Origin of the sequence: Amycolatopsis sp. MJM2582 (assembly GCF_000754115.1) — a bacterium.
GTDB lineage: Bacteria > Actinomycetota > Actinomycetes > Mycobacteriales > Pseudonocardiaceae > Amycolatopsis > Amycolatopsis japonica.
Map to the genome: position 1 here is coordinate 270,067 of NZ_JPLW01000001.1, position 19,424 is coordinate 289,490.

The 19,424-nt window shown below is 69.7% G+C and carries 25 protein-coding genes; 14 read left to right on the forward strand and 11 right to left on the reverse strand.

Annotation, left to right across the window (positions count from 1 at the left end):
- Nucleotides 1-82: 82 nt before the first annotated feature.
- The 8 genes from ED92_RS01235 (at nt 83) to ED92_RS01270 (ending at nt 7,149) form a co-directional block, all read left to right on the forward strand.
- On the forward strand, nt 83-1,237 hold the full coding sequence (locus ED92_RS01235) for a hypothetical protein (protein WP_235213172.1): 1,155 nt from the start codon (nt 83-85) through the stop codon (nt 1,235-1,237).
- Nucleotides 1,238-1,247: 10 nt separating this feature from the next.
- Nucleotides 1,248-1,748: a GtrA family protein gene (locus tag ED92_RS01240; RefSeq protein ID WP_037332261.1), complete on the forward strand. Its 501-nt coding sequence runs from the start codon at nt 1,248-1,250 to the stop codon at nt 1,746-1,748.
- A 363-nt stretch (nt 1,749-2,111) separates the two neighbouring features.
- On the forward strand, nt 2,112-2,651 hold the full coding sequence (locus ED92_RS01245; RefSeq protein ID WP_016331373.1) for a GtrA family protein: 540 nt from the start codon (nt 2,112-2,114) through the stop codon (nt 2,649-2,651).
- Between the two features lie 237 nt (nt 2,652-2,888).
- Nucleotides 2,889-4,247 (forward strand): MDR family MFS transporter, encoded by a 1,359-nt coding sequence (locus ED92_RS01250; RefSeq protein WP_037332264.1) that lies wholly within the window; start codon nt 2,889-2,891, stop codon nt 4,245-4,247.
- Between the two features lie 11 nt (nt 4,248-4,258).
- Nucleotides 4,259-5,095: an NAD(P)H-binding protein gene (locus tag ED92_RS01255; protein WP_037332266.1), complete on the forward strand. Its 837-nt coding sequence runs from the start codon at nt 4,259-4,261 to the stop codon at nt 5,093-5,095.
- A gap of 220 nt (nt 5,096-5,315) precedes the next feature.
- Nucleotides 5,316-5,963: a response regulator transcription factor gene (locus tag ED92_RS01260; protein ID WP_037332268.1), complete on the forward strand. Its 648-nt coding sequence runs from the start codon at nt 5,316-5,318 to the stop codon at nt 5,961-5,963.
- 135 nt (nt 5,964-6,098) lie between these two features.
- Entirely contained in the window at nt 6,099-6,731 is a 633-nt protein-coding gene (locus tag ED92_RS01265) for a response regulator transcription factor (RefSeq protein WP_037332269.1), read from the forward strand.
- 4 nt (nt 6,732-6,735) lie between these two features.
- Nucleotides 6,736-7,149 carry a hypothetical protein gene (locus ED92_RS01270; protein WP_037332271.1) on the forward strand — a complete coding sequence of 138 codons (414 nt, stop codon included), beginning with the start codon at nt 6,736-6,738 and terminating at the stop codon, nt 7,147-7,149.
- Here ED92_RS01270 and ED92_RS01275 read toward each other — a convergent pair.
- The 3 genes from ED92_RS01275 to ED92_RS01285 form a co-directional block, all read right to left on the reverse strand.
- Complete coding sequence (locus ED92_RS01275) at nt 7,127-7,639, reverse strand: hypothetical protein (protein WP_233629573.1); 513 nt, start codon at nt 7,637-7,639, stop codon at nt 7,127-7,129. The genes ED92_RS01270 and ED92_RS01275 overlap by 23 nt on opposite strands.
- 64 nt (nt 7,640-7,703) lie before the next feature.
- Nucleotides 7,704-8,987 carry an ATP-binding protein gene (locus tag ED92_RS01280; protein ID WP_037332277.1) on the reverse strand — a complete coding sequence of 428 codons (1,284 nt, stop codon included), beginning with the start codon at nt 8,985-8,987 and terminating at the stop codon, nt 7,704-7,706.
- 1 nt (nt 8,988) lies between these two features.
- A complete protein-coding gene (locus ED92_RS01285) occupies nt 8,989-9,693 on the reverse strand; it encodes a response regulator transcription factor (protein WP_016331364.1) in 705 nt (234 codons plus the stop codon).
- A 42-nt stretch (nt 9,694-9,735) separates the two neighbouring features.
- On the opposite strand from ED92_RS01285, the gene hisN reads away from it, so the two are divergent.
- A complete protein-coding gene (hisN, locus tag ED92_RS01290; protein ID WP_037332279.1) occupies nt 9,736-10,521 on the forward strand; it encodes a histidinol-phosphatase in 786 nt (261 codons plus the stop codon).
- Nucleotides 10,522-10,527: 6 nt separating this feature from the next.
- Here hisN and ED92_RS01295 read toward each other — a convergent pair whose 3' ends face one another.
- The 6 genes from ED92_RS01295 to ED92_RS01320 all read right to left on the reverse strand — a co-directional run bounded on the left by ED92_RS01295 (nt 10,528) and on the right by ED92_RS01320 (nt 14,674).
- Complete coding sequence (locus ED92_RS01295; RefSeq protein WP_007031910.1) at nt 10,528-10,803, reverse strand: hypothetical protein; 276 nt, start codon at nt 10,801-10,803, stop codon at nt 10,528-10,530.
- A complete protein-coding gene (locus ED92_RS01300; RefSeq protein ID WP_037332281.1) occupies nt 10,800-11,600 on the reverse strand; it encodes a TNT domain-containing protein in 801 nt (266 codons plus the stop codon). The genes ED92_RS01295 and ED92_RS01300 overlap by 4 nt, the downstream gene beginning before the upstream one ends.
- 69 nt (nt 11,601-11,669) lie before the next feature.
- Nucleotides 11,670-12,251 (reverse strand): GNAT family N-acetyltransferase, encoded by a 582-nt coding sequence (locus ED92_RS01305; RefSeq protein WP_037332282.1) that lies wholly within the window; start codon nt 12,249-12,251, stop codon nt 11,670-11,672.
- Complete coding sequence (locus ED92_RS01310; protein ID WP_037332284.1) at nt 12,248-13,180, reverse strand: hydroxymethylglutaryl-CoA lyase; 933 nt, start codon at nt 13,178-13,180, stop codon at nt 12,248-12,250. The genes ED92_RS01305 and ED92_RS01310 overlap by 4 nt, the downstream gene beginning before the upstream one ends.
- Nucleotides 13,180-13,752: a PH domain-containing protein gene (locus tag ED92_RS01315; RefSeq protein WP_037335809.1), complete on the reverse strand. Its 573-nt coding sequence runs from the start codon at nt 13,750-13,752 to the stop codon at nt 13,180-13,182. The genes ED92_RS01310 and ED92_RS01315 overlap by 1 nt, the downstream gene beginning before the upstream one ends.
- Nucleotides 13,753-13,849: 97 nt before the next feature.
- On the reverse strand, nt 13,850-14,674 hold the full coding sequence (locus ED92_RS01320; protein ID WP_037332286.1) for a biotin--[acetyl-CoA-carboxylase] ligase: 825 nt from the start codon (nt 14,672-14,674) through the stop codon (nt 13,850-13,852).
- An 80-nt stretch (nt 14,675-14,754) separates the two neighbouring features.
- Between ED92_RS01320 and ED92_RS01325 the strand changes: the two genes are divergently transcribed.
- Nucleotides 14,755-15,870, forward strand: a complete 1,116-nt coding sequence (locus ED92_RS01325; protein ID WP_200882660.1) for a C40 family peptidase — start codon at nt 14,755-14,757, stop codon at nt 15,868-15,870.
- A 90-nt stretch (nt 15,871-15,960) separates the two neighbouring features.
- Here the strand turns inward: ED92_RS01325 and ED92_RS01330 are convergent, their stop codons facing one another.
- Together ED92_RS01330 and ED92_RS01335 are read right to left on the reverse strand one after the other, a co-directional pair.
- The gene (locus tag ED92_RS01330; protein WP_152610812.1) at nt 15,961-16,185 is read right to left on the reverse strand and encodes a PASTA domain-containing protein; all 225 of its coding nucleotides are present in this window, start codon (nt 16,183-16,185) and stop codon (nt 15,961-15,963) included.
- A gap of 70 nt (nt 16,186-16,255) precedes the next feature.
- The gene (locus tag ED92_RS01335; RefSeq protein WP_037332290.1) at nt 16,256-17,086 is read right to left on the reverse strand and encodes an alpha/beta fold hydrolase; all 831 of its coding nucleotides are present in this window, start codon (nt 17,084-17,086) and stop codon (nt 16,256-16,258) included.
- A 27-nt stretch (nt 17,087-17,113) separates the two neighbouring features.
- On the opposite strand from ED92_RS01335, the gene ED92_RS01340 reads away from it, so the two are divergent.
- The 4 genes from ED92_RS01340 (at nt 17,114) to ED92_RS01355 (ending at nt 19,417) form a co-directional block, all read left to right on the forward strand.
- On the forward strand, nt 17,114-17,509 hold the full coding sequence (locus ED92_RS01340) for a nitroreductase/quinone reductase family protein (RefSeq protein WP_037332293.1): 396 nt from the start codon (nt 17,114-17,116) through the stop codon (nt 17,507-17,509).
- Nucleotides 17,510-17,551: 42 nt separating this feature from the next.
- A complete protein-coding gene (locus ED92_RS01345) occupies nt 17,552-17,947 on the forward strand; it encodes a MerR family transcriptional regulator (protein ID WP_016331353.1) in 396 nt (131 codons plus the stop codon).
- Nucleotides 17,948-18,283: a thioredoxin gene (gene trxA / locus ED92_RS01350; protein WP_037332296.1), complete on the forward strand. Its 336-nt coding sequence runs from the start codon at nt 17,948-17,950 to the stop codon at nt 18,281-18,283. It abuts the gene before it with no gap.
- Between the two features lie 510 nt (nt 18,284-18,793).
- Complete coding sequence (locus ED92_RS01355; protein ID WP_037335816.1) at nt 18,794-19,417, forward strand: LysE/ArgO family amino acid transporter; 624 nt, start codon at nt 18,794-18,796, stop codon at nt 19,415-19,417.
- Nucleotides 19,418-19,424 lie beyond the last annotated feature (7 nt).

Genomic DNA, 19,424 nt, shown 5'->3' on the forward strand with positions numbered 1-19,424 from the left:
CCCCCCCCCCCCGTCGCGCCCCCGGCGCCCGCCCGCCGCGCCTCCCCCGGCTCCGCCCGCCGTCCCGCCGGCGCAGCAGCCCGTGCCGCCCGCCCAGCAGGAGCCGCCTCCGGCCCAGACCCCGGCACCCAACCCGACGACCACCCCCGCCGAGCCGCCCGCGCCCACTCCGGTGATCCCGGCGCCTCCGGTGATGACGGCGTCGACCCCGCCCGGCGGTGTCCAGCTGAGGCCGGGCGAACCGGCCGACCTGCCGATCACCGTGCGCAACGACGGCGGATCGAAGTCCGAGCCCGTGGCCGTCTCGCTGAATCTGCCGAAGGGGGTGCGGGCCATTCCCGCCGCCGGCGGCGGTGGGGCGATGGGCGCCACCGGCTTCCGGCAGCAGGCACCCGGCCCGATCACGGTGAGCTGCCCCGGCGGCACCGGCACGGTGACCTGCCGGACCGGGACCGGCCTCGAACCGGGCCAGTCGGCGGTGCTGAAGTTCCGGCTGCGCGCCGACGGGACGGCCGAGGACGGCAGCGTGGTCACCGGTTCGGTGACGGCGGGGGCGCAGATCAAGGTGTCGATCGAGGTGAAGGTCAAGGTGCCGGCGCCGCCCGCGCCCAAGGACAAACTCACGCTGAGCGCCGACGCCGACTGGATGTCCGCGTTCCCCTGGTTCCGCAATCCGCGGGTGAACATCCACGTCAAGAACACCGGTGAGTCGACGAAACCGGTGACGATCACTCTCGACCACCGCATTCTCCAATGGTCGAGCTTCTCCGGTATCCGATGCACGCCGACCGGCGAAGGCGCGTCATGCACTTCACGTGGTTCGCTGGCTCCGGGGCGCGGGGCGAACCTGTCGGTGACGCTGAAGGGCCGTCCGGCGAACGGGATGCCGGTGGCCGTGAACGCCACCCTGGGCACCGCCAAGGCGGAGCCGGTCGCGGTCTACTTCGACTGCTGGCGCCACATGTGTGACGACAACTCGCTGCTTCCGCCGACCACGGTGCCTTCGCTGCCTTCGGTCACTTCGAAGCCTTCGGGCCCTCCGGACACGACGAAGCCTGGGCGCCCTGGCTGGCCTGTCCCGACGAAGAAGCCTTCGCCGGCAGTGACGTCTTCGGAGCCCGCGCAGCAAGAGCCTGCCCAGCCGGAGACGACCACGACCACGAGCGCGCCGCCGAGGCCTGGAAAGTCCAAGCCGTCCACCCAGCCCAACGGAGTGGTCGACCGCATTTTCCAGTAGCGTCGCCCGCATGCTGGGGAAGCATCGCGAGCTGGTGCGGTTCGTCCTGGTCGGGGGCGCGAGTTTCGTCATCACGATGACGATCACCTACGGGCTGAAGTTCACCGTGCTGACCGACAAACCGGTGACCGCGCTGGTCATCGGCGTCCTGGTGGCGACCGTTTTCTCGTACGTCGCGAACCGCGAATGGTCCTTTCGCTCCCGTGGCGGCCGCGAGCGCGCGCACGAAGCGGCGCTCTTCTTCCTGCTCAGCGCGATCGCGCTCGGGCTCAACGCGCTTCCGCAGCTGATTTCGCGGTACGTGTTCAAGCTGGAGGAGCCGCATGTCTCGCTGCTGACCCAGGAGGTCGCCGACTTCGTCAGCGGGGTGCTCGCCGGGACCCTGCTCGGTACGGCGTTCCGGTGGTGGTCGTTCAAGAAGTGGGTCTTCCCGCAGGCCGACGCGCGGCCGCGGCTGGTACGGGGTGGCGGACGGGAGATTTCCGGCATTCCCGACGATCCGGCCGCCTGACCGCCACTTGGTAGCAAAGGTCCCTTGCTCCCCCGGTCCCGTGGGTCGTGAGTGGCGTTTCGTGTTCTAACCCGAAACGCCACTCACGACCCACGGGGGGCCGCACTCACGTGATTGAAGGCGTGACTCGCGTGATCAAAGGCGTAACTCACGTGATCAGCGACGGAACACCCCGCGTGCGGCCTCCAATCACGCGAGTCACGTCCCTGATCACGCGAGTTACGTCCCTGATCACGCCGCGCCCTATGTTTCCCAGTCCGTGAGGGTCACGACCCACGGGACCGAAACACCCAAAGCGTCATATATCGCGCTGTCCATCCCCTGCCGACCCGTTCGGCGGGCCACGCGAATTAGACTGATCTGGTGACCGTGGTCGAATCCGTCCTTTCCAGGACGCCCGAGCCGCTCCGATCCGTGCTGATCAAGCACCGTGAGCTGTTGAAGTTCGCGATCGTGGGCGGCACGACGTTCCTGGTCGACAACGGCGTCTGGTACCTGCTGAAACTCAGCGTGCTGGAGTCGAAGCCGACCACGGCGAAGGCGATCGCGATCATCGTCGCGACGATCGTGTCGTACATCCTCAACCGCGAGTGGTCCTTCCGCACCCGCGGCGGCCGTGAGCGGCATCACGAGGCGGCGCTCTTCTTCGTGATCAGCGGGATCGCCGTGGTGGTCAACCTGATCCCGCTCTACACGTCGCGCTACATCTTCGATCTCGAAGTGCCGCACGTGACCCGGTTCGTCCAGGAGTTCGCGGACTTCACGAGCGGGTCGATCATCGGCATGCTGCTGGCGATGTTCTTCCGCTTCTGGGGTTTCAAGAAGTGGGTCTTCCCCGATGAGCTGGGCAAACGCCGCCGGGACAGCGACGAACCGGACGACGACGTCGTTCCGCTCCACTGAAACACTTGTCAAAAGACATGTGATTGTCTAGGGTCATCCATGTCAACTTTCCTTCACTGATGACGCCGGCCGGGTTCGTACGGTCGAGCGGGACGAATTCGAGGTGATCGCCAAGCGCGAAGAGGACCGCATCCGGTTCGGATGACGGTTGAGCCTTTTCCCGTCTTGGCGGGGATCCGGAGCACTGCTCCGCGTCCCTCGCGTTCCCTCGTTTCTTCCAGTGAACGGATCTCTTTCTTGAGCACCACTCTCGGCGCGCCTCCGCGCGCCCGAAACACCCTTGCCCTCGTCGGGCTCTTCGCCGCCGTGTTCCTGGCGATGCTCGACGCCCAGGTCGTCGCGACCGCCCTACCGCGCATGGTCGGCGAGCTCGGCGGAGCCACGTCGTTCGCCTGGGTCACCACGTCCTACCTGCTGGCCGGCAGCGTCAGCGCGCCCGTCTACGGCAAGCTCGGCGATCTCTTCGGCCGCAAGCGCGTCGTCCTCGTCGCGATCGCGCTGTTCGTCCTCGGCTCCCTCGCCTGCACCCTCGCGCCGACGATGCCGCTGTTGATCGCCGCCCGTGTCCTGCAGGGCATCGGCTCCGGCGGCCTGTTCGTCGCGGTCGCCGCGATCATCGGCGAACTGTTCCCCGGTCGCGAAGGCGCTCGCTACTTCGCCTGGTTCTCGATCTGCTTCGCCGGGTCCTCGCTGGCGGGCCCGGTCGTCGGCGGCGTCCTGACCGACCTCGCGGGCTGGCGATCGATCTTCGGCCTCAACGTGCCGATCGGCCTGATCGCGTTCGGTGTCGTCGCACGGTTCCTGCGGCTCGAACGACGCCGGACCACCGCACCGTTCGACTTCGCGGGCATCGTCGTCCTGTCCGGCGCCATCGTCGGCCTGACCCTGGCGACTCCCCTGTCGGCGTCGATCGGCGCGGTGCTGCTCGTCGCCTTCCTGCTCATCGAGCGCCGCGCGGCCGAACCGGTCGTCCCGCTCCGGCTGTTCCGCTCCAGGATGTTCAGTCTGAGCGTGCTGGCCAGTGCCGCGGCCGGGTTCGTCTTCCTCGGTTCGGTCAACTACCTCGCGCTCTTCCTGCAGACCGCGGGTGGCGCCGGGCCGTCCGAAGCCGGGCTCCTGCTGCTGCCGATGACGCTCGCGGTCGCCGCGTCGTCGATGGTCGCGGGCCGCGTCATCGCCAAGACCGGCGCTTACCGCTGGGCGCCGATCCTCAGCATGACCCTCGGCCTCGCCGCCGCGCTCGCGATGTCCACAATGGACGAAACAACGCCGTTGCCGCTCGTCGTCGCCTATCTCGTCGTGTTCGGCGCGGCCGCCGGACTCAACATGCAGGTGCTTTCCATGGCGGCACAGCAGAACGTCGCCAGGACCGACCTCGGCGCCGTTTCGGCGACCGTCGGCTTCCTTCGCTCCCTCGGCACCACTGCCGGGCTGACCGTGTTCGGCGCGGTGTTCACGAACGCCTTCACCGACGACAGTCCCGCCGGCTACTCGTCCGCGCTCGGCGGCGTGTTCTGGGTGATGGTCCCCGCCCTCGCCATCGGCCTCGCCGCTTCCCTCTTCCTGCCGCGCGTTTCCTTGCGGCGCAACCACTAAGGAGTCTTCCGATGATCCTCGTTCTCGGTTCCACCGGCAAAATCGGCCGCGAACTCGTTCCCGCGCTGCTGGACAAGGGCGCTCGAATCCGCGCCCTGACGCGCGATCCCTCCCGCGCCCGGATCGATCCGCGCGCCGAAGTCGCCGTCGGTGACCTCGACGCCTTCGATCCGGCGCTGCTCGACGGCGTCGAGCGCGTGTTCGTCCTGACCTCCGGCCACGGCTCGGACCCGCTCGCCCAGGAACAAGCCGTGCTCAAGGCCGCCGCCGACGTCTCGCACGTCGTCAAGCTCTCCACCACCGGCGTCCACTTCGGACAGACAGACCCGATCTCCCTCGTGCACGCCGAGGCCGAGCGGGCCGTGCGCGACGCCGGGCCCGACTGGACGATCCTGCGCCCCGGCACGTTCATGGACAACCGGTTCGCCTGGCTGCCCGCCGTTCGCGGCGACGGCGTCATCCGCGTCCCCGAAGGCGATCCGGCGTCCGCGCTGGTGCACGTCCGCGACATCGCCGAGGTCGCCGCGACGGTGCTGACCGGTGACGGGCACGCGGGCAAGACCTACCCGATCACCGGCGGCGAAGCGCTCACGACGCGACGGCAGGTCGAGATCCTGGGCGACGCGCTCGGGCGGCGGTTGACCTACGTCGAGGAGCCTGAAGCCGCTTCGCGCGCCCGGATGCTCGGGTTCGGCTGGCCCGCTTCGGCGGTCGACGGGATCTTCGAGCTCAAGCGGCAGTCCGCCGGGAAGGAGGAGATCGTGTTCGACACCGTTCGCGAACTCCTCGGCCGGGCGCCGCTGACGTTCGCGGACTGGGCTCGCGAGCACGCCGCTTCCTTCGCCTGATCCGTGAAGGCCTCCTTCACTACCTTCAGGGTAGGGAAGGAGGCCTTCACGGACTTGAGACCCGAACGTGGGCCGAAAGGGTTAATGGGTTGGGCTGGCCTCCGCGATACGCGATACTCATCAGGCGTTTAATTCTCGCCGGTCCGCTGTCCGGACCTCGCGTTGTTCGTGACCGGCCCTCTCGCTTAACGTGCCGCGTCGGGGAGACAGGGGGAACCGTATGAACGAACGCCTTCGCGTGCTCGTGGTCGACGACCATCCGCTGTTCCGGTTCGGGGTCTGCACACTGCTCGACAACGAACCGCTGATCGACGTGGTCGGCGAGGCCGCGAGCGGCGCGCACGCGATCAGCGCGGCGAGCGCGCTCGCGCCCGACGTCGTGGTCATGGACCTGCATTTACCCGATATCAGCGGTGCCGAGGCGACCCGGCACATCGTCGCCGAACGGCCCGGAGTCGGTGTGCTCATGCTGACGATGGCCGACGAAAGCGAATCCGTTTTCTCCGCGATGCGGGCCGGAGCCCGCGGATATCTGCTGAAAGACGCGGAACCCGACGAAATCATTCGTGCCGTGCACGCCGTCGCGAGGCGCGAAGCGATCTTCGGGCCCGACATCGCGACGCGGGTTCTCGGCTTCTTCAACCACACTCAGCCGACCACGGACACGGTGTTCCCGGAACTCACCGTCCGCGAACGAGAGGTCCTCTCGCTCATCGCGGGCGGGCACAGCAACACCGCCATCGCCAGCACGCTGTGTCTCAGCCCGAAGACCGTGCGGAACCATATTTCGAACGTCTTCAGCAAGCTTCACGTCGCGGATCGCGCCGAAGCGATCGTGCGCGCCCGTGAAGCGGGGCTGGGTCGCTGAAAAAGCGACCCCGATAAGGGCGGCTTTTCGGGCAATTCCGGGACCGGAGTCCCATGCGCTCGGGACACCTCACCCGGCAGGGTGAGTAGTGCGAGGGGTGGGGCCCTCGCACCGTTCGAGGGGAATGGGAATCACATGTTCGAACCGAACAGGACACCGGTGGTCGTCCGCGCGACCGATCCGATCCTGCACAACGGCGTCTGCATGACGCTCCGCTCCCGTGACGACGTCTGGCTGGTGGACGGGGAGACCGCCGACCCGACCATGGTGGCCCTCCTGGTCACCGATCGCCTCGACGAGGCGATGACGCAACTGCTGTCCGCCTTGCACCACCAGGGCTTCACCCGCATCGTGCTCATCGCGGGCGAAGTCGACGACAACGAGATCCTCAGCGCCATCGAACACGGCGTCTGCGCCGTCGCCCGCCGCTCCGACGCGGGCGCCGACGTCCTGGTCCGGCTGATCAAGGCGGCCGCGGCCGGGGAGGGCGCGCTGCCGCCCGACCTGCTCGGCAGGCTGCTGCACCGGGTCTCACGACTGCAGCGTCAGGTGCTGCAGCCGCGCGGCCTGCACCTCGGTGGCATGAGCAACCGGGAGACCGAGGTGCTCAAGCTGGTCGCGTCGGGGTTCTCGACGCAGGAGATCGCCGACCAGCTCTGCTACTCGCAGCGCACGGTGAAGAGCATCCTGCACGACGTGACCAACCGGTTCCAGCTCCGGAACCGCTCGCACGCGGTGGCTTACGCGCTGCGTGAGGGATTGATCTGACCCCGTGATCAGCCAGGTCGACGAGGCGTTGTGCCGGCTCATCGCACCCCATCTGCCGGAGGGGACGGTGGTCCGGCTCGATCCGCCGAAACCCACCTGGCAGACCGAGACGCGGGTGTCGAGCGTCGATCTGTTCCTCTTCGCCCTGCACGGCGCCGGCCCGGGAACCGGCGCCGTGCGGGCGAAGCGGTGTCGTCTGTCCTATTTGGTCACCGCGCGGGCGGACAAGGTCCGCGACGAGCACACGCTGCTCGACCGCTCGCTGGGCGTCCTGATCGGGACGGAGTTCCTCGTGGTCGACGAGCAGCCGTTGCCGATCACGCTGGAGGAGACCGATCCGACCGGGTTGTGGGTCAGCCTCGGCCTGCCCGCCCGTGCGGCGTTCGTCGTCACGGTCACGGCGGAGTACCGAGACTGAGCACCGAGGCCCGCCGCAGGACCACCCCGCCGATGGACGCCAGCTCGCCGCCGAAGAGCTCGCACCACTCGGCGGCGTTCCCCGGCGGGCCGCAGTCACCCGCCCGCCTCGCCCACTCCGCGCGGACTTCGAGGCGGTAGCCGAGGATGCCGGTCAGGGTCAGCCCGTTCCGGCTGGCGCCGACCCCGCACATGCCGCGGTAGAGCCTGCCGTCCGGCGGCTCGAACTCGGCGCTCCGCTGGACGAACCGATGGCCCGCCGCCCCCGTGACGGTCGCGACCGGCGTGTCGATCCCGCTGACGAACAGGCCTTTGGAGAGCAGGTCGAGCGCTTCGGCCTCCATCCGCTCCACCACGCCGGGCGGGCGGCGGCACGCGTACAGCGCGCCGTCGAAGGACAACCGCACGGTGACCGCCACCTTGCCGATCTCCAGGGTCGCCGCGGCCACCGGACTCACCGGTGGGCGGTACCGGAACGCCGTCGCATGCACCCCCCGACGGTAAGTCGCCGTGCTGACACGGCCTTGCCCGATCGGGACGTCCTTGGGGCGTTTCTTAGCGAGGGACCCGCTCGGCGGGCCACCGGACCTCGGCCACGTCTCCCGGCCGGGGCACCTTCAGGAAGAGGCTGAACACCGCCGGCTGCTTGCTCGACAGCTCCAGCCTGCCGCCGTCGGCCTCGATGAGCGCGCGGGCGAGCGCGAGGCCGACACCGGTCGACCCGCCGCCGGAGAATCCGCGTTCGAAGATGTGCGGTGCCAGCTCGTCGGGCACCCCGGAGCCGGTGTCGGCGACCTCGATGACGACGGTGCCGTCCGCGTCGCCGCGCCGGGCGGCGAGCGTGACCGTTCCCGCGCCGTGGCGCAGCGCGTTGTCGAGCAGGACGCCGACGACCTCGCGCAACCGGCCGGGCGTCGCCCTCGCCCGCAGCCCGTCGGTGACGCGGATCCGCAGATGCCTGCCCTCGGCGCGAAGCAGCTGCCGCCACTCTTCGGAAACCTCGGGGAGCACTTCCGGCAGATTCACCGGTTCCGCGCCGACCTCGCGCGCCGCCCGCGCGGCGGCCAGCAGTTCGTCGAGCGCTTCGGCGAGCCGGTCCGCCTGTTCCTGCGCGGCCTTCGCCTCGTCGACGACGTCCTGATCGGAGTGGACGGTCAGCGGTTCGAGGCGCAGCTGCAACGCGGTCAACCGGCTCCGCAACTGATGGGAGACGTCGCCGACGAGCTGGCGTTCCCGCTGGACCAGCTGCGCGAGCGCCGAGCCGGACGCGTCGAGCGCTTCGGCGACCATGTCGAGCTCGCCGACGCCGTAGCGCTTCGGATCCGGCCGGAAATCACCGCCGCCGAGTTTGACCGCGCGATCCGCGACGTGTCTCAGCGGTTTCGCGAGCCTTCGCGCGGTCACCGTCGCGACCACCGTGCCGGTGCCCACCGACAGCACGACCAGCAGCAGCACCAGCAGCGTCACCTGCGTCTGGCGGGTGCGCATCGGCCCGGCGGGCACGGACAGCTCGACCTCGCCGTGCAGCGCGATCGGCGCCCGCTCGGACACCACGTCCGAGCCGGGGTCGGAGCCGTACCGCTTCTCGATCTGCCCTTGCGCGCGGACGGTCAGCAAACCGCCCTGCGGCACGGCGACCCGGACCAGGTCGAGGTTGATCGGCTGGCCGACGGCGATCTCGCTGTCCAGCGTCGCCGCTATCCCACGGGCGGAGGACGCGAGGTTCTCGCGGTTGAGGTTCTCGACCAGTTGCCACGCGGTGATCCCCAGCGGGATGCCCAGCACGGCCGCGGTGACCGCGACGGCGAGCAGGATCGCCAGGAGGATGCGGCGGCGCATGCTATTCCGCGTTGAAGCGGAAGCCGACGCCGCGGACGGTGGCTATCCGCCGTTCGCCGTCGCCGTTCCCGCCGGGTTTGCCCGCGCGGCCCGCCGCCTCGTCGGCCGCGATGCTGAGCTTCCGCCGGAGCCACGACATGTGCATGTCGAGTGTCTTCGAGGTCTTCGATTCGAGGTCGTTCCACACCTCGGCGAGGATCTCGTCGCGGCTGACCACCTGCCCGGCGCGGCTCATCAGCACCCGGAGCAGCTCGAACTCCTTGTTCGCGAGCTGCACCTCGTGCAGGTCGACGGTGACCATCCGGGCACCGAGGTCCATCCGCACTCCCCCGGCTTCCAGCACGTCGGGCGCCCGGCGGCGGAGCAGCGCCCGGATGCGGGCCAGCAGTTCGGCCAGCCGGAACGGCTTGGCGACGTAGTCGTCGGCGCCGGCGTCGAGCCCGACCACGAAGTCGACCTCGTCCGTGCGCGCGGTGAGCATCAGCACGGGCACCTCGGTGCCGCTGGCGCGCAGGCGGCGGCACACCTCGAGCCCGTCCATCCCCGGGAGGCCGAGATCGAGCACCAGGAGGTCCACGCGGTCGCTCTCGGTCGCGTCGAGGGCGGCGGGCCCGTCGCCGACGACCCGCACCTCGTACCCCTCCCGCTGGAGTGCGCGGGAAAGCGGATCGGCGATGGCCGGGTCGTCCTCGGCGAGTAGCACCATGCTCACCTGGCCAACTCTACGACTGCCGGGCGTGAAACCATCGTGACCGTGCCCGGCTACGAGAATGATCTTGACCTCGCCACTCGGCTGGCCGACGCCGCCGACGCCATCACCACCGCCCGGTTCCGCGCGCTCGACCTGGCCGTGGAACGCAAACCCGACCGGACGCCGGTCACCGACGCGGACACCGCCGTCGAGGACGCCATCCGCGCGATCCTCGCCACGGACCGGCCGGACGACGCGGTGCTCGGCGAAGAACGCGGCGGCACCGCCGCGACCGGACGCGCCTGGGTGCTCGACCCGATCGACGGGACCAAGAACTTCCTGCGCGGCGTCCCGGTGTGGGCGACGCTGATCGCGCTGGTCGAAGACGGCGACCCCGTGGTGGGCATGATCAGCGCGCCGCTGCTCGGCCGCCGCTGGTGGGCCGCGAGCGGCGACGGCGCCTGGATGAGCGACTCCGCCGGGGAACGCCGCATCTCGGTGTCGAAGGTCGCGTCGCTCGAAGACGCGTATCTGTCCACAACGGACCTGAACTCGTGGGTGGAGTACCACTCACGCGAGAAGTACCTCGACCTCGTCGACGCGTGCTGGGAAAGCCGCGCTTTCGGCGATTTCTGGCACCACTGCCTGGTCGCCGAGGGCGCGCTCGACGTCACCGCGGAATGCATCGTGAACCCGTGGGACGTCGCCGCGGCCCAGGTGCTGGTCACCGAAGCCGGGGGCCGCTTCAGCGACCTGAACGGCGAAGCGCGCTACGACAACGGGTCGGCGCTTTCGACGAACGGGCTGCTCCACGACGAGGTCTTGGCGATCCTGAAGCGCTGAACGCGCTCACTGCGCGCCGGGCAGCAGCCCGACGGCACCGCGCGCGACCTGCGACCAGGCGAGACGTCCGAAGAGGTAGTGGCAGGCGACCTGTTCGCTGGTGAACCGCGCCCAGTCGTACCGGTTGCCCTGCTCCCGCCAGAAGACCTCCCAGGCGGGCTCGGCCCCCTCTTCCTCGGTGCGCATGAGGCACCAGGCGTTGTCCACCTCGGCGCCGACCGAAACCACTTCGGGCGGCACGCCCAGCGCGGCCAGCCACCGCAGGATCGTCCCCGTGTTCACCGAACCTCCCCCGTGACGTCCGCCAGGAAACCCAGCGTGACGAGTTCATCGGCGCCGAGCACCGTGCGAAAGCGCACTCCGCCGCCCGGCTGCCCGAACCATCCGGCGGTCACCGAACGCCAGACCGGCAGCGGCCGGACGACGCGGTAACGCCGGTAGGCACCGGCCTGGTCCGGCGGCAGCGAGCGCATGGGGAACAGGGTCGCGTCCTCGGCGAACACCCGGCCGTGCTGATCCCCGAAACGGTCGACATGAGTACCGGCCTCGAGCATCGTCGGCGTCGCCGGATCACTGTCGGAGGGCCACAGATAGCCCGTTCCGGTCGTGAAGCGCTCTTTCCAGTCCTCTTCGGACATTTCGCCCCACGGATGGTGCCCCCTGGTCAACTCCGGCGGCGGAACGGCGGCCGGAGTCGTCGGCGAACGCCGGAAACCGCTGCTGACATGGGACAGCGCGTCCAGGTCGTCGAGCACGTCCGCCTCGGGATGGTCCTGCGGACCGGAACCGCCGTCGGGCAGCGGCAGCTGACGCGCGGGTTTGCCCATCGCGACCGGGAGATGCCCGATCGGGAACATGTGCACGAGGAACAGCGCGATCACGCTCTCGCGTTCCGTCCGCAACGCCCCCATGGGCGGTGGGGCGGCGGGCTTCGGCGGGAAAGGCACCCGCAAGGGCGCCACCGAAGGCGGCCACGGCGAAGGCGCGTACGGAGCGCGCGCCCCGTGCGGTGGTGTCGGGGCGTCGTACTCGACGGGCAGCCGGATCGGGCCCGTCCCGGCCTCGCTCGGATCGGTCACCGCACCTCCCCCAAGGAATCGGTTCCCACCGGTGGACGGGGGAGGCAGCGGACAGGACGCGTTACGACCTTAGCGCCGACCGGCGTTCTCGTCGGCGGATACCCGAAAGCGCATCAAGGCCCGGGACGGTGGACGACGTTCGACGAGTTCGAAACCCGCCTTCGCGAAAACGCTCACCGTGCCGTGGTACAGGTCCGCACCCGGTCTCTTGCCCAGTACCTCGACGGGGTAACCCTCGACGACGCGCGCCCCACGCCCGGCCGCGAAGTCGACCGCGGCCCGCAGCAAGGCGGTGGAAACCCCTTGGCGGCGGCTCTTCCTGCCGATGTAGAAGCACGTCACCGACCAGACCCCGGTGTGGTCGCCGGGCGACGCCGCGACCGGCGACCTCGTCAGCCTCGGATTGTCCAGCCGGGGCGATACGGCGACCCAGCCGACCGGCTCGTCGTCGGCCAAGGCCAACAGCCCCAACGGTTTCCCGGCGGCGACCTCGTCGCGGACATGGGCTTTGCGGCCGTCCTTGCCCGCCTGCTTGAACTCGGGCCCGGTCAGCCGGAAGAAGGCGCACCAGCAGCCGCCCTGCACCCCTCCCGGCCCGAACAGCCGCTCGAAAAGCGGCCAGGTCTCATCCGTGAGTTCCGCGAACCTCATCCGGCGAGCGCGTTGACCACCCGCGACGGACTCGGCCTGCCCAGCTTGCCCGCCATCCACTTGCTCGTCGCCACCAGCGCGTCGAGATCGACACCGGTTTCGACGCCGAGACCGTCGAGCATCCACACGAGATCCTCGGTCGCGAGGTTCCCGGTGGCCGATTCGGCGTACGGGCAGCCGCCGAGGCCGCCGGCCGAGGAGTCCACAGTGGACACGCCGCAGCGGAGGGCGGCCAACGTGTTCGCGAGCGCCTGGCCGTAGGTGTCGTGGAAATGGACGGCCAGGGCGTCGACGCCGGCGAACTCCCCGATCAGCGTCTCGACCTGACCCGCGGTGGCGACGCCGATCGTGTCACCGAGCGAGAGCTGCGAACAGCCCAGGTCCAGCAGCCGCTTACCCACTCCGGCGACCTGCGCGGCCGGGACGGCGCCCTCCCACGGGTCGCCGAAGCACATCGACACGTACCCGCGGACATCGAGCCCAGCGGCCCGCGCCCTCGTGACGACCGGCTCGAACATCGCGAACTGGTCGTCGACCGTCGAGTTGAGGTTCTTCTTGGCGAAGGTCTCGGTGGCGCTGGCGAAGATCGCGATATGCGAGACACCGGCCTCCAGCGCCCTGTCCAGCCCGCGCTCGTTCGGCACGAGCACCGGGTACCGGACGCCCTCGCGCTTCTCCAGCCCGGCCAGGAGCTGCTCGGCGTCGGCCAGCTGCGGCACCCATTTCGGGCTGACGAAGCTGGTCGCCTCGAGCGTGGTCAGCCCGGAATCGGCGAGCCTGTCCAGGAATTCGAGTTTGACCTCGACCGGGACGATCGACTTCTCGTTCTGGAGACCGTCACGCGGGCCGACCTCCCAGATCGTCACCCGCTCCGGCAGGGAGTAGACGGACGGGACCTTCTCGGGCAGCCCCAGCTCTCGCGTGCCCATCAGCGGCGCCGGTTTCCGCGCGGCGGGTGCCCTTGCGGCGGCAGCGGCTCGGTCTGCTGCGGCCCCGGCGCGAAGTCGTCGTACGGGTTGTCGTTGACTTCGCGGTAGATGACCGTGTGCACGCGCTCGACCTTGGGGATGTCGTCGAACTTCAGCGGTTCGTCCGAAGCGGACTCGATCACCAGCGTGCCGCAGCCGAACACGCGGTCCAGCAGCCCGTGCTCGAACTGGACGCTGTTGATCCGCGACAGCGGGATGTCGATACCGGTCCGCTTGAGCACGCCTTCGCGGGCGATCAACCGGTCCGTGGTGACGATGAAATGCGTCGTGCGCCACCGGACGAACGGCGCCAGGAACAGCCACACGACGAGACCGAGCCCGACCGCGGCGATCGCGATCTCGGAGATCAGGTCCCACGGGGCCGTCGCGTCCTTCGCGATGACGGCCAGCCAAATCCCCACGCCGAGCGTGACGATCAGCGCGAGGAACGGGAAGATCAGCATCTTGAAATGCGGGTGACTGTGCACCACGACGTGCTCGTTCTCGCTGAGCAAATCGTCCGGATAGGCCACGACGGACGCTCCCAAAGTGTGTTCGGCGCTGGTGAGCTCACCGTACCGGCGAACGGTCCCGGCGGAAGAGGAGACGCCGGAAATCGAGACGCACGGATCAGGCCTCGGCGGGCCGCACGTGGACGACGTCTCCGGCGAACACCGTGTACCGCTCACCACCGGGAACGTCGACCTGGAGCTGGCCGGCGGGATCGATGTCAGCGGCGCGGCCGGTGAGCGCCGAACCGTCGGGCAGCTGGACCTCGACGTCCTGGCCCAGCGTGGCGCAGTACCGCCGGTAGTCCCCGAGCAGACCGGCCTCGGCCAGCGACCCGCCCGCGAGCCGCCAACGGCGTTCGAGCTCGTCGAACGCGGTGAGCAGCCGGACGGCGATCTCAGCGCGGTCGGTCTCCGTCGCCCCCTGCTCGGCCAGCGAGGTCGCGGGCAGGCCACCGGGCCCGGCCGGGACGCTCTCGCCGAGCGGCAGCACGTTCACGCCGATGCCGAGGATCACGGTGGTGTCGTCACCGGCGACGGCCTCCGCCAGGATGCCCGCGCATTTGGCGCGGTCCGGGCCGGCGAGGACGTCGTTCGGCCACTTGAGGACGGCGTCGACGCCCAGCCCCTCGGCGATCTCCCGGACCGCGAGGCCCGCGACCACGGAAAGTGAACCCAAATTGGCGAACGGGACGCCGCCCGGGCGCAGCAGCACACTGACGTAGAGGCCCGATCCCTTCGGCGAAGACCAGTGCCGGGCGCGGCGGCCGACCCCGGCCGTCTGCTCCTCGGCGATCAGCACCGTGCGGTCTTCAGCCCCCTTCGCGGCGGCTTCCCGCAGGTCGGCGTTGGTGGACCCGGTGCTCGCCACGACCTGGATCGCGGCGTACCGGCCGGACAGCGCGGCACTCAGACGCCCGGCGTCGAGCGCTCCCGTCTCACTCATTCGTCCAGAATATGAGAGTCCCCCTAACGTGCAAGGCGTTCGCTCGTTACGCAGAGGTGGTCTCCAATAATCTGGACGGCGTGACCGAGCCCGAGCCCGCCCCGAGCGCGTCCGAACCCAGCCCGAAGAAGTCGTGGGCGCACGGCGTGGCGATGCGCGGCCTGGTCGCGCTCCCGCTGGTCGCGGGACTCGCGACGGCGGGCTGGCTGCTCGCGGGCGGGAACGATCCCGCCCCGGTCGACGGACGTCAGCCCGTGCCCGTTCCCGCCGCGAAGCAGGACCCGGCCACCGTCGGCGGCGGCGCGGGCCCGTCGGTCCTGGAGGTCAGCGCGCCAGTCAAGGCGCAGGAGACGCCGAAGGGCGCCCGGCCGCTCGAAGAGTGGGCGGGGAAGCTGGCCGGGCCGCTCGACATCCCGGCGAAATCGCTCATGGGCTACGCGAACGGCGAACTGGCGCTGCGCGGCGAGCAGCCGAACTGTCACCTGTCCTGGGTCACCCTGGCCGGGATCGGCGCGGCCAGCTCGAACCACGGACGTGGCGGCGACAACCCCCTCGGCCTGTCGGCGCAGCAGTGGAAGAAGCACGGCGCGTCGATCCCCGGCATCGCGAAACCCGCGCTCGCCGATCCGGACTCCGCTTCGGTCGCCGCGGGCCGCGCCCTGTGCGCTTCCGGGGCCGACCTCGGCGGCGGCAACGGCTGGTGGAAGGCCATCGCCGCTTACCAGGGCGGCAAGGGCAACGAGGCCGAACTGTTCCGCCAGCGCGTCCTGGGCAACGCGCAGCTGTACGCGACCCTGTCCCTCGACCCGGCGCGTTCCGCCAGCCCCGCCGTGAAGGCGACCCGCTTCGCCCTCGGCCAGCTGGGCCTCCCGTACGTGTGGGGCGGCAACGGCCCCGAAGCGGGCGCGGCGGGCTTCGACTGCTCCGGGCTGACCAAGGCGTCCTACGACGAAGCCGGTGTCGCGCTCCCGCGGACCGCGGACAGCCAGTTCCGCGCGCTGCCGCAGGTGCCCGGCGAGCCGAAGCTCGGCGACCTCGTCTTCTACGGGAACCCGTCGACGCGGATCCACCACGTGGGGCTGTACCTCGGGAACGGGCTGATGATCAACGCGCCCACCGAGGGCCAGGCGATCCAGATCCACACGTATCACTCGAAGGGTGACGACTACACGGGTGCGGGACGGCCCGCGGCCTGACCTCAAGCCGGTGTCGGTGTCGTTTGCCGGTGTCGCGAAAGCCACTTTAGGGACATCAGACGTCGCGAAAGTGGCTTTCGCGACACGGCCTCACGGCGCGATCCAGACCGTCACCCGGGTAGGCCGATGACGCCGCGAACCCGGCGACGACTGACGCACGACTCGCCCCTCCGAGCGCCCCGTCAACGGCGTCGTCGCGTCTGCCTCGTACAGCACGATCTCGGCTTCCGCGGCCAGGGCGAGAGCCTGAGCGACCGAAAGCCCGACGAACGCCGGGACCGGCCACGGCATGTCGTAGTTCAGGTTCCGTGACACGCCAGCCATATGGCACCTCCGGATATACGCAGCCGATGAACGGCATGCCGGACGAGGACGATCTCGCAGCTCACGAATGAGCGGCCAGCCACTCGAGCGCGTCCTCCCCGTGGCGCAGCACCGACACATGTCCGTCCTCAGGGAACACGCGCGCCTCGGCCGTGGCGCACTGCCGCGCCAGCCACTCGCCGTGCGCGAGCGGCGCGACCCGGTCCTCGCCGCCGTGCAGGAACAGCGCCGGGGCCCGGAGGTCGGACGGCTGGAAACCCCATGACGCGACGTACGCGAGATCGTCGTCGATCAGCGCGCCGGGTCCGCCCTCGACCGCGGGGCCGACGACGTCGAGGAACCACTTCCAGTCACCCGACAAGGCGGCGTGGTCCGCCGGCGTGAACATCTCCGCGTCGTATTCGGCCGTCGCCTCGTACCGCTCTTTTTCGGCCCTCCCCGCCACGGCGGCCGTCAGGGATTCGACGCCCGCCGCGCCCATCCCCGCGAACCAGTCCAGCCCGGCGGCACCGTACGGAGCCATGCCCGCGACGCAGACCGTCGCCGACACCCGGTCCGGCAGCAGCGCCGCGCAGGCCAGCGCGTGCGGGCCGCCGCCGGAATGCCCGAAGACCGCGAACCGCTCGATTCCCAGGGCGTCGGCGATCTTCTCGACGTCCGACGCCGCCGACGCGACATTCCGGCCGGGCCGCGGCGACGAACCGCCGTAGCCGGGCCGGTCGTAGGAGACCCATCTCAGTCCGAGCCGCTCGGCGGCCGGGAACAGCGGGGCGGGCGGGGCGCCGATGTTCGGGGTCCCGTGATGCCAGAAGACCACCGGCCCGGCCCCGCCCGTGTCGTACGTGTGCAGTGTGGCCCCGTCCCCCAGGTCCACGTCCGACTCGTTCACCATGGCCCGAGCGTAGGGCACCCTGGAGCCATGTCCCGCTATCACGAGATCAAGCACCGGGTGGCCACGACCTTCCAGCGCCACGTCGGCAACCCGATCCTCGTCCGGCTGCCGAACCAGCCGATCCTGGAGACCACCGGCCGCAAATCCGGCGAGGCCCGGCGGACGCCGATCGGTGGCCGCCGGGTGGGCCGTGAGTTCTGGATCGTCTCGGAATTCGGCGAGAAATCGCAGTACGTCCGCAACATCCAGGCCGATCCGCGGGTCCGCGTCCGGCTCCGGGGCCGCTGGCACACGGGCACGGCGCACCTGCTCCCCGGCGACGACCCCCGCGCGCGTCTCAAGGCCCTCCCCAGGCTCAACAGCGCCGCCGTACGCGCGATCGGCACGAACCTCCTCACCATCCGGGTCGATCTCGACGAATGAACGTTTGCCTTGACGCCAAGGGCAAGGTTTACGCTCGGGACCATGCGGATCGGCGAACTCGCCGCGCGTACCGGAACCACCACCCGCGCGCTGCGTTTCTATGAGTCACAAGGGCTTCTCGACGCACGGCGCGCGTCGAACGGGTACCGGGAGTACGACGAGGACGACTTCCGTCTGGTGAACGAGATCCTGACCCTGCAAGCGGTGGGGCTCAGTCTGGAGGACACCAGGCCGTTCGTCGAGTGCCTGCGCGCCGGGCACGAGACCGGCGATTCGTGCGCCGATTCGATCGAGGTCTACCAACGCAAACTCGCCGAGGTGGACGCCTGTCTGGCCAGGCTCAACGACGTGCGGGACAGTCTGCTGACCAAACTCGCCGGCGCGCTGAAAACGCCGCCGGGACCGTGCGTCGTCGTGCCGCGAACCGAGGAGGCCTGAGTGTCCCTTTCCGTCGTCACCGACGAAACCTTCCAAGCCCTCGTCCTGGACCAGGACAAGCCCGTCCTGGTGGACTTCTGGGCGCAATGGTGCCCGCCTTGCCACATGATCACGCCGGTGCTGGAGCAGATCGCCGAAGAGCGTGCCGGATCGCTGCTCATCCGCAAGCTCAACTCCGACGAAAACCCGCTCACGGCCAGGAATTATCAGGTCATGTCGCTGCCGACGCTGATCCTCTTCCGTGCCGGGAGTCCCGTGTGGACGACCGTCGGCGCCCGGCCCAAGGCGCGGCTGCTGGCCGACCTGGACGCCGTTCTGCAGCCGTCCCTCTCGTGAGTGGCAAGGACGGTTCTAACGGACGGCATGCGCCTGCTTTGTATCCGTAAGTCCGGTTCCATGGAGGGTCGTGAGTGATTAGGAGGGTTAGAACGACCATCGCCACTCACGACCCCCAGGCAACACCGCTCAAAGTGCCCGAATCCGATACCTTGATCTCGAAGAGTGTCCTTTTTGGACAGTATGAGGGGTACGGTGCCGGTCTCGGTGGCGAGCCCGCTCGCACCGCCGACTCCATCACACCACCTTTGACCTATCCCTCAAGAGAACCGTCCAAGTCGTGTACACCTATGGTCGGGCGGTCGCCGAGCTTCGTCCACGCGCAACCCACTCTGTACACCTCCAGCACCTTCGCGGACCGCGAGATAATTGTGTTGCGCGAGCGACACCCCGCTCGCATCCTTCTCCCATGACATCGACCCCCGCCTTCCTGCCGCCGTCCACCGTCGTCCGACGGGTGCGGAAGCAGCAGCAGGCCGGGTCCGGGTGGAGGCCGACACCAGTCCGACCGTGAGCGCCGCGTTCGTCGCGGGCCTGCTCGCCGGGTATGGCATCGCCATCCCGGTGGGCGCGGTCGGGACGTATCTGGTGGTGCTGACCGTCAGGGCGGGGCTCAGGATCGGCGCGTACGCCGCGCTCGGGGTCGCCACCGCGGACGGGCTTTACGCCCTGGTGGCGGTCCTCGGCGGGGGCACGCTGATTCCGGTCATCGAGCCGATAGCCGTGCCACTGCGCTGGATTTCGGTGGTGGTACTGCTCGGGCTGGCCGTCCACATAGGATTCACCGGAATCCGGAACTACCGCGACTCCGCGAAGGCGGAGCTGACCGAACCGGTCGCGATCGGGCCGGTGAAGGCCTACGTGAGCCTTCTCGGAATCACTCTGCTGAACCCGATGACAGTGGTCTACTTCGCGGCGCTCGTGCTGGGCAGCGAGGACATGGCCGCGGCGAGCGGAGCGGAACACGTCGTCTTCGTGCTCGCGGCGTTCGCGGCCTCGGCCAGCTGGCAATTGTTCCTCGCGGGCGGCGGCGCCGTGCTCGGCAAGGCGCTGACCGGACGTCGTGGACGGCTGGTGACCGCACTGGCTTCCAGCGCGCTCATCGCCGCGCTCGGTGTTCGCCTCGTTTGGTGACGAATCG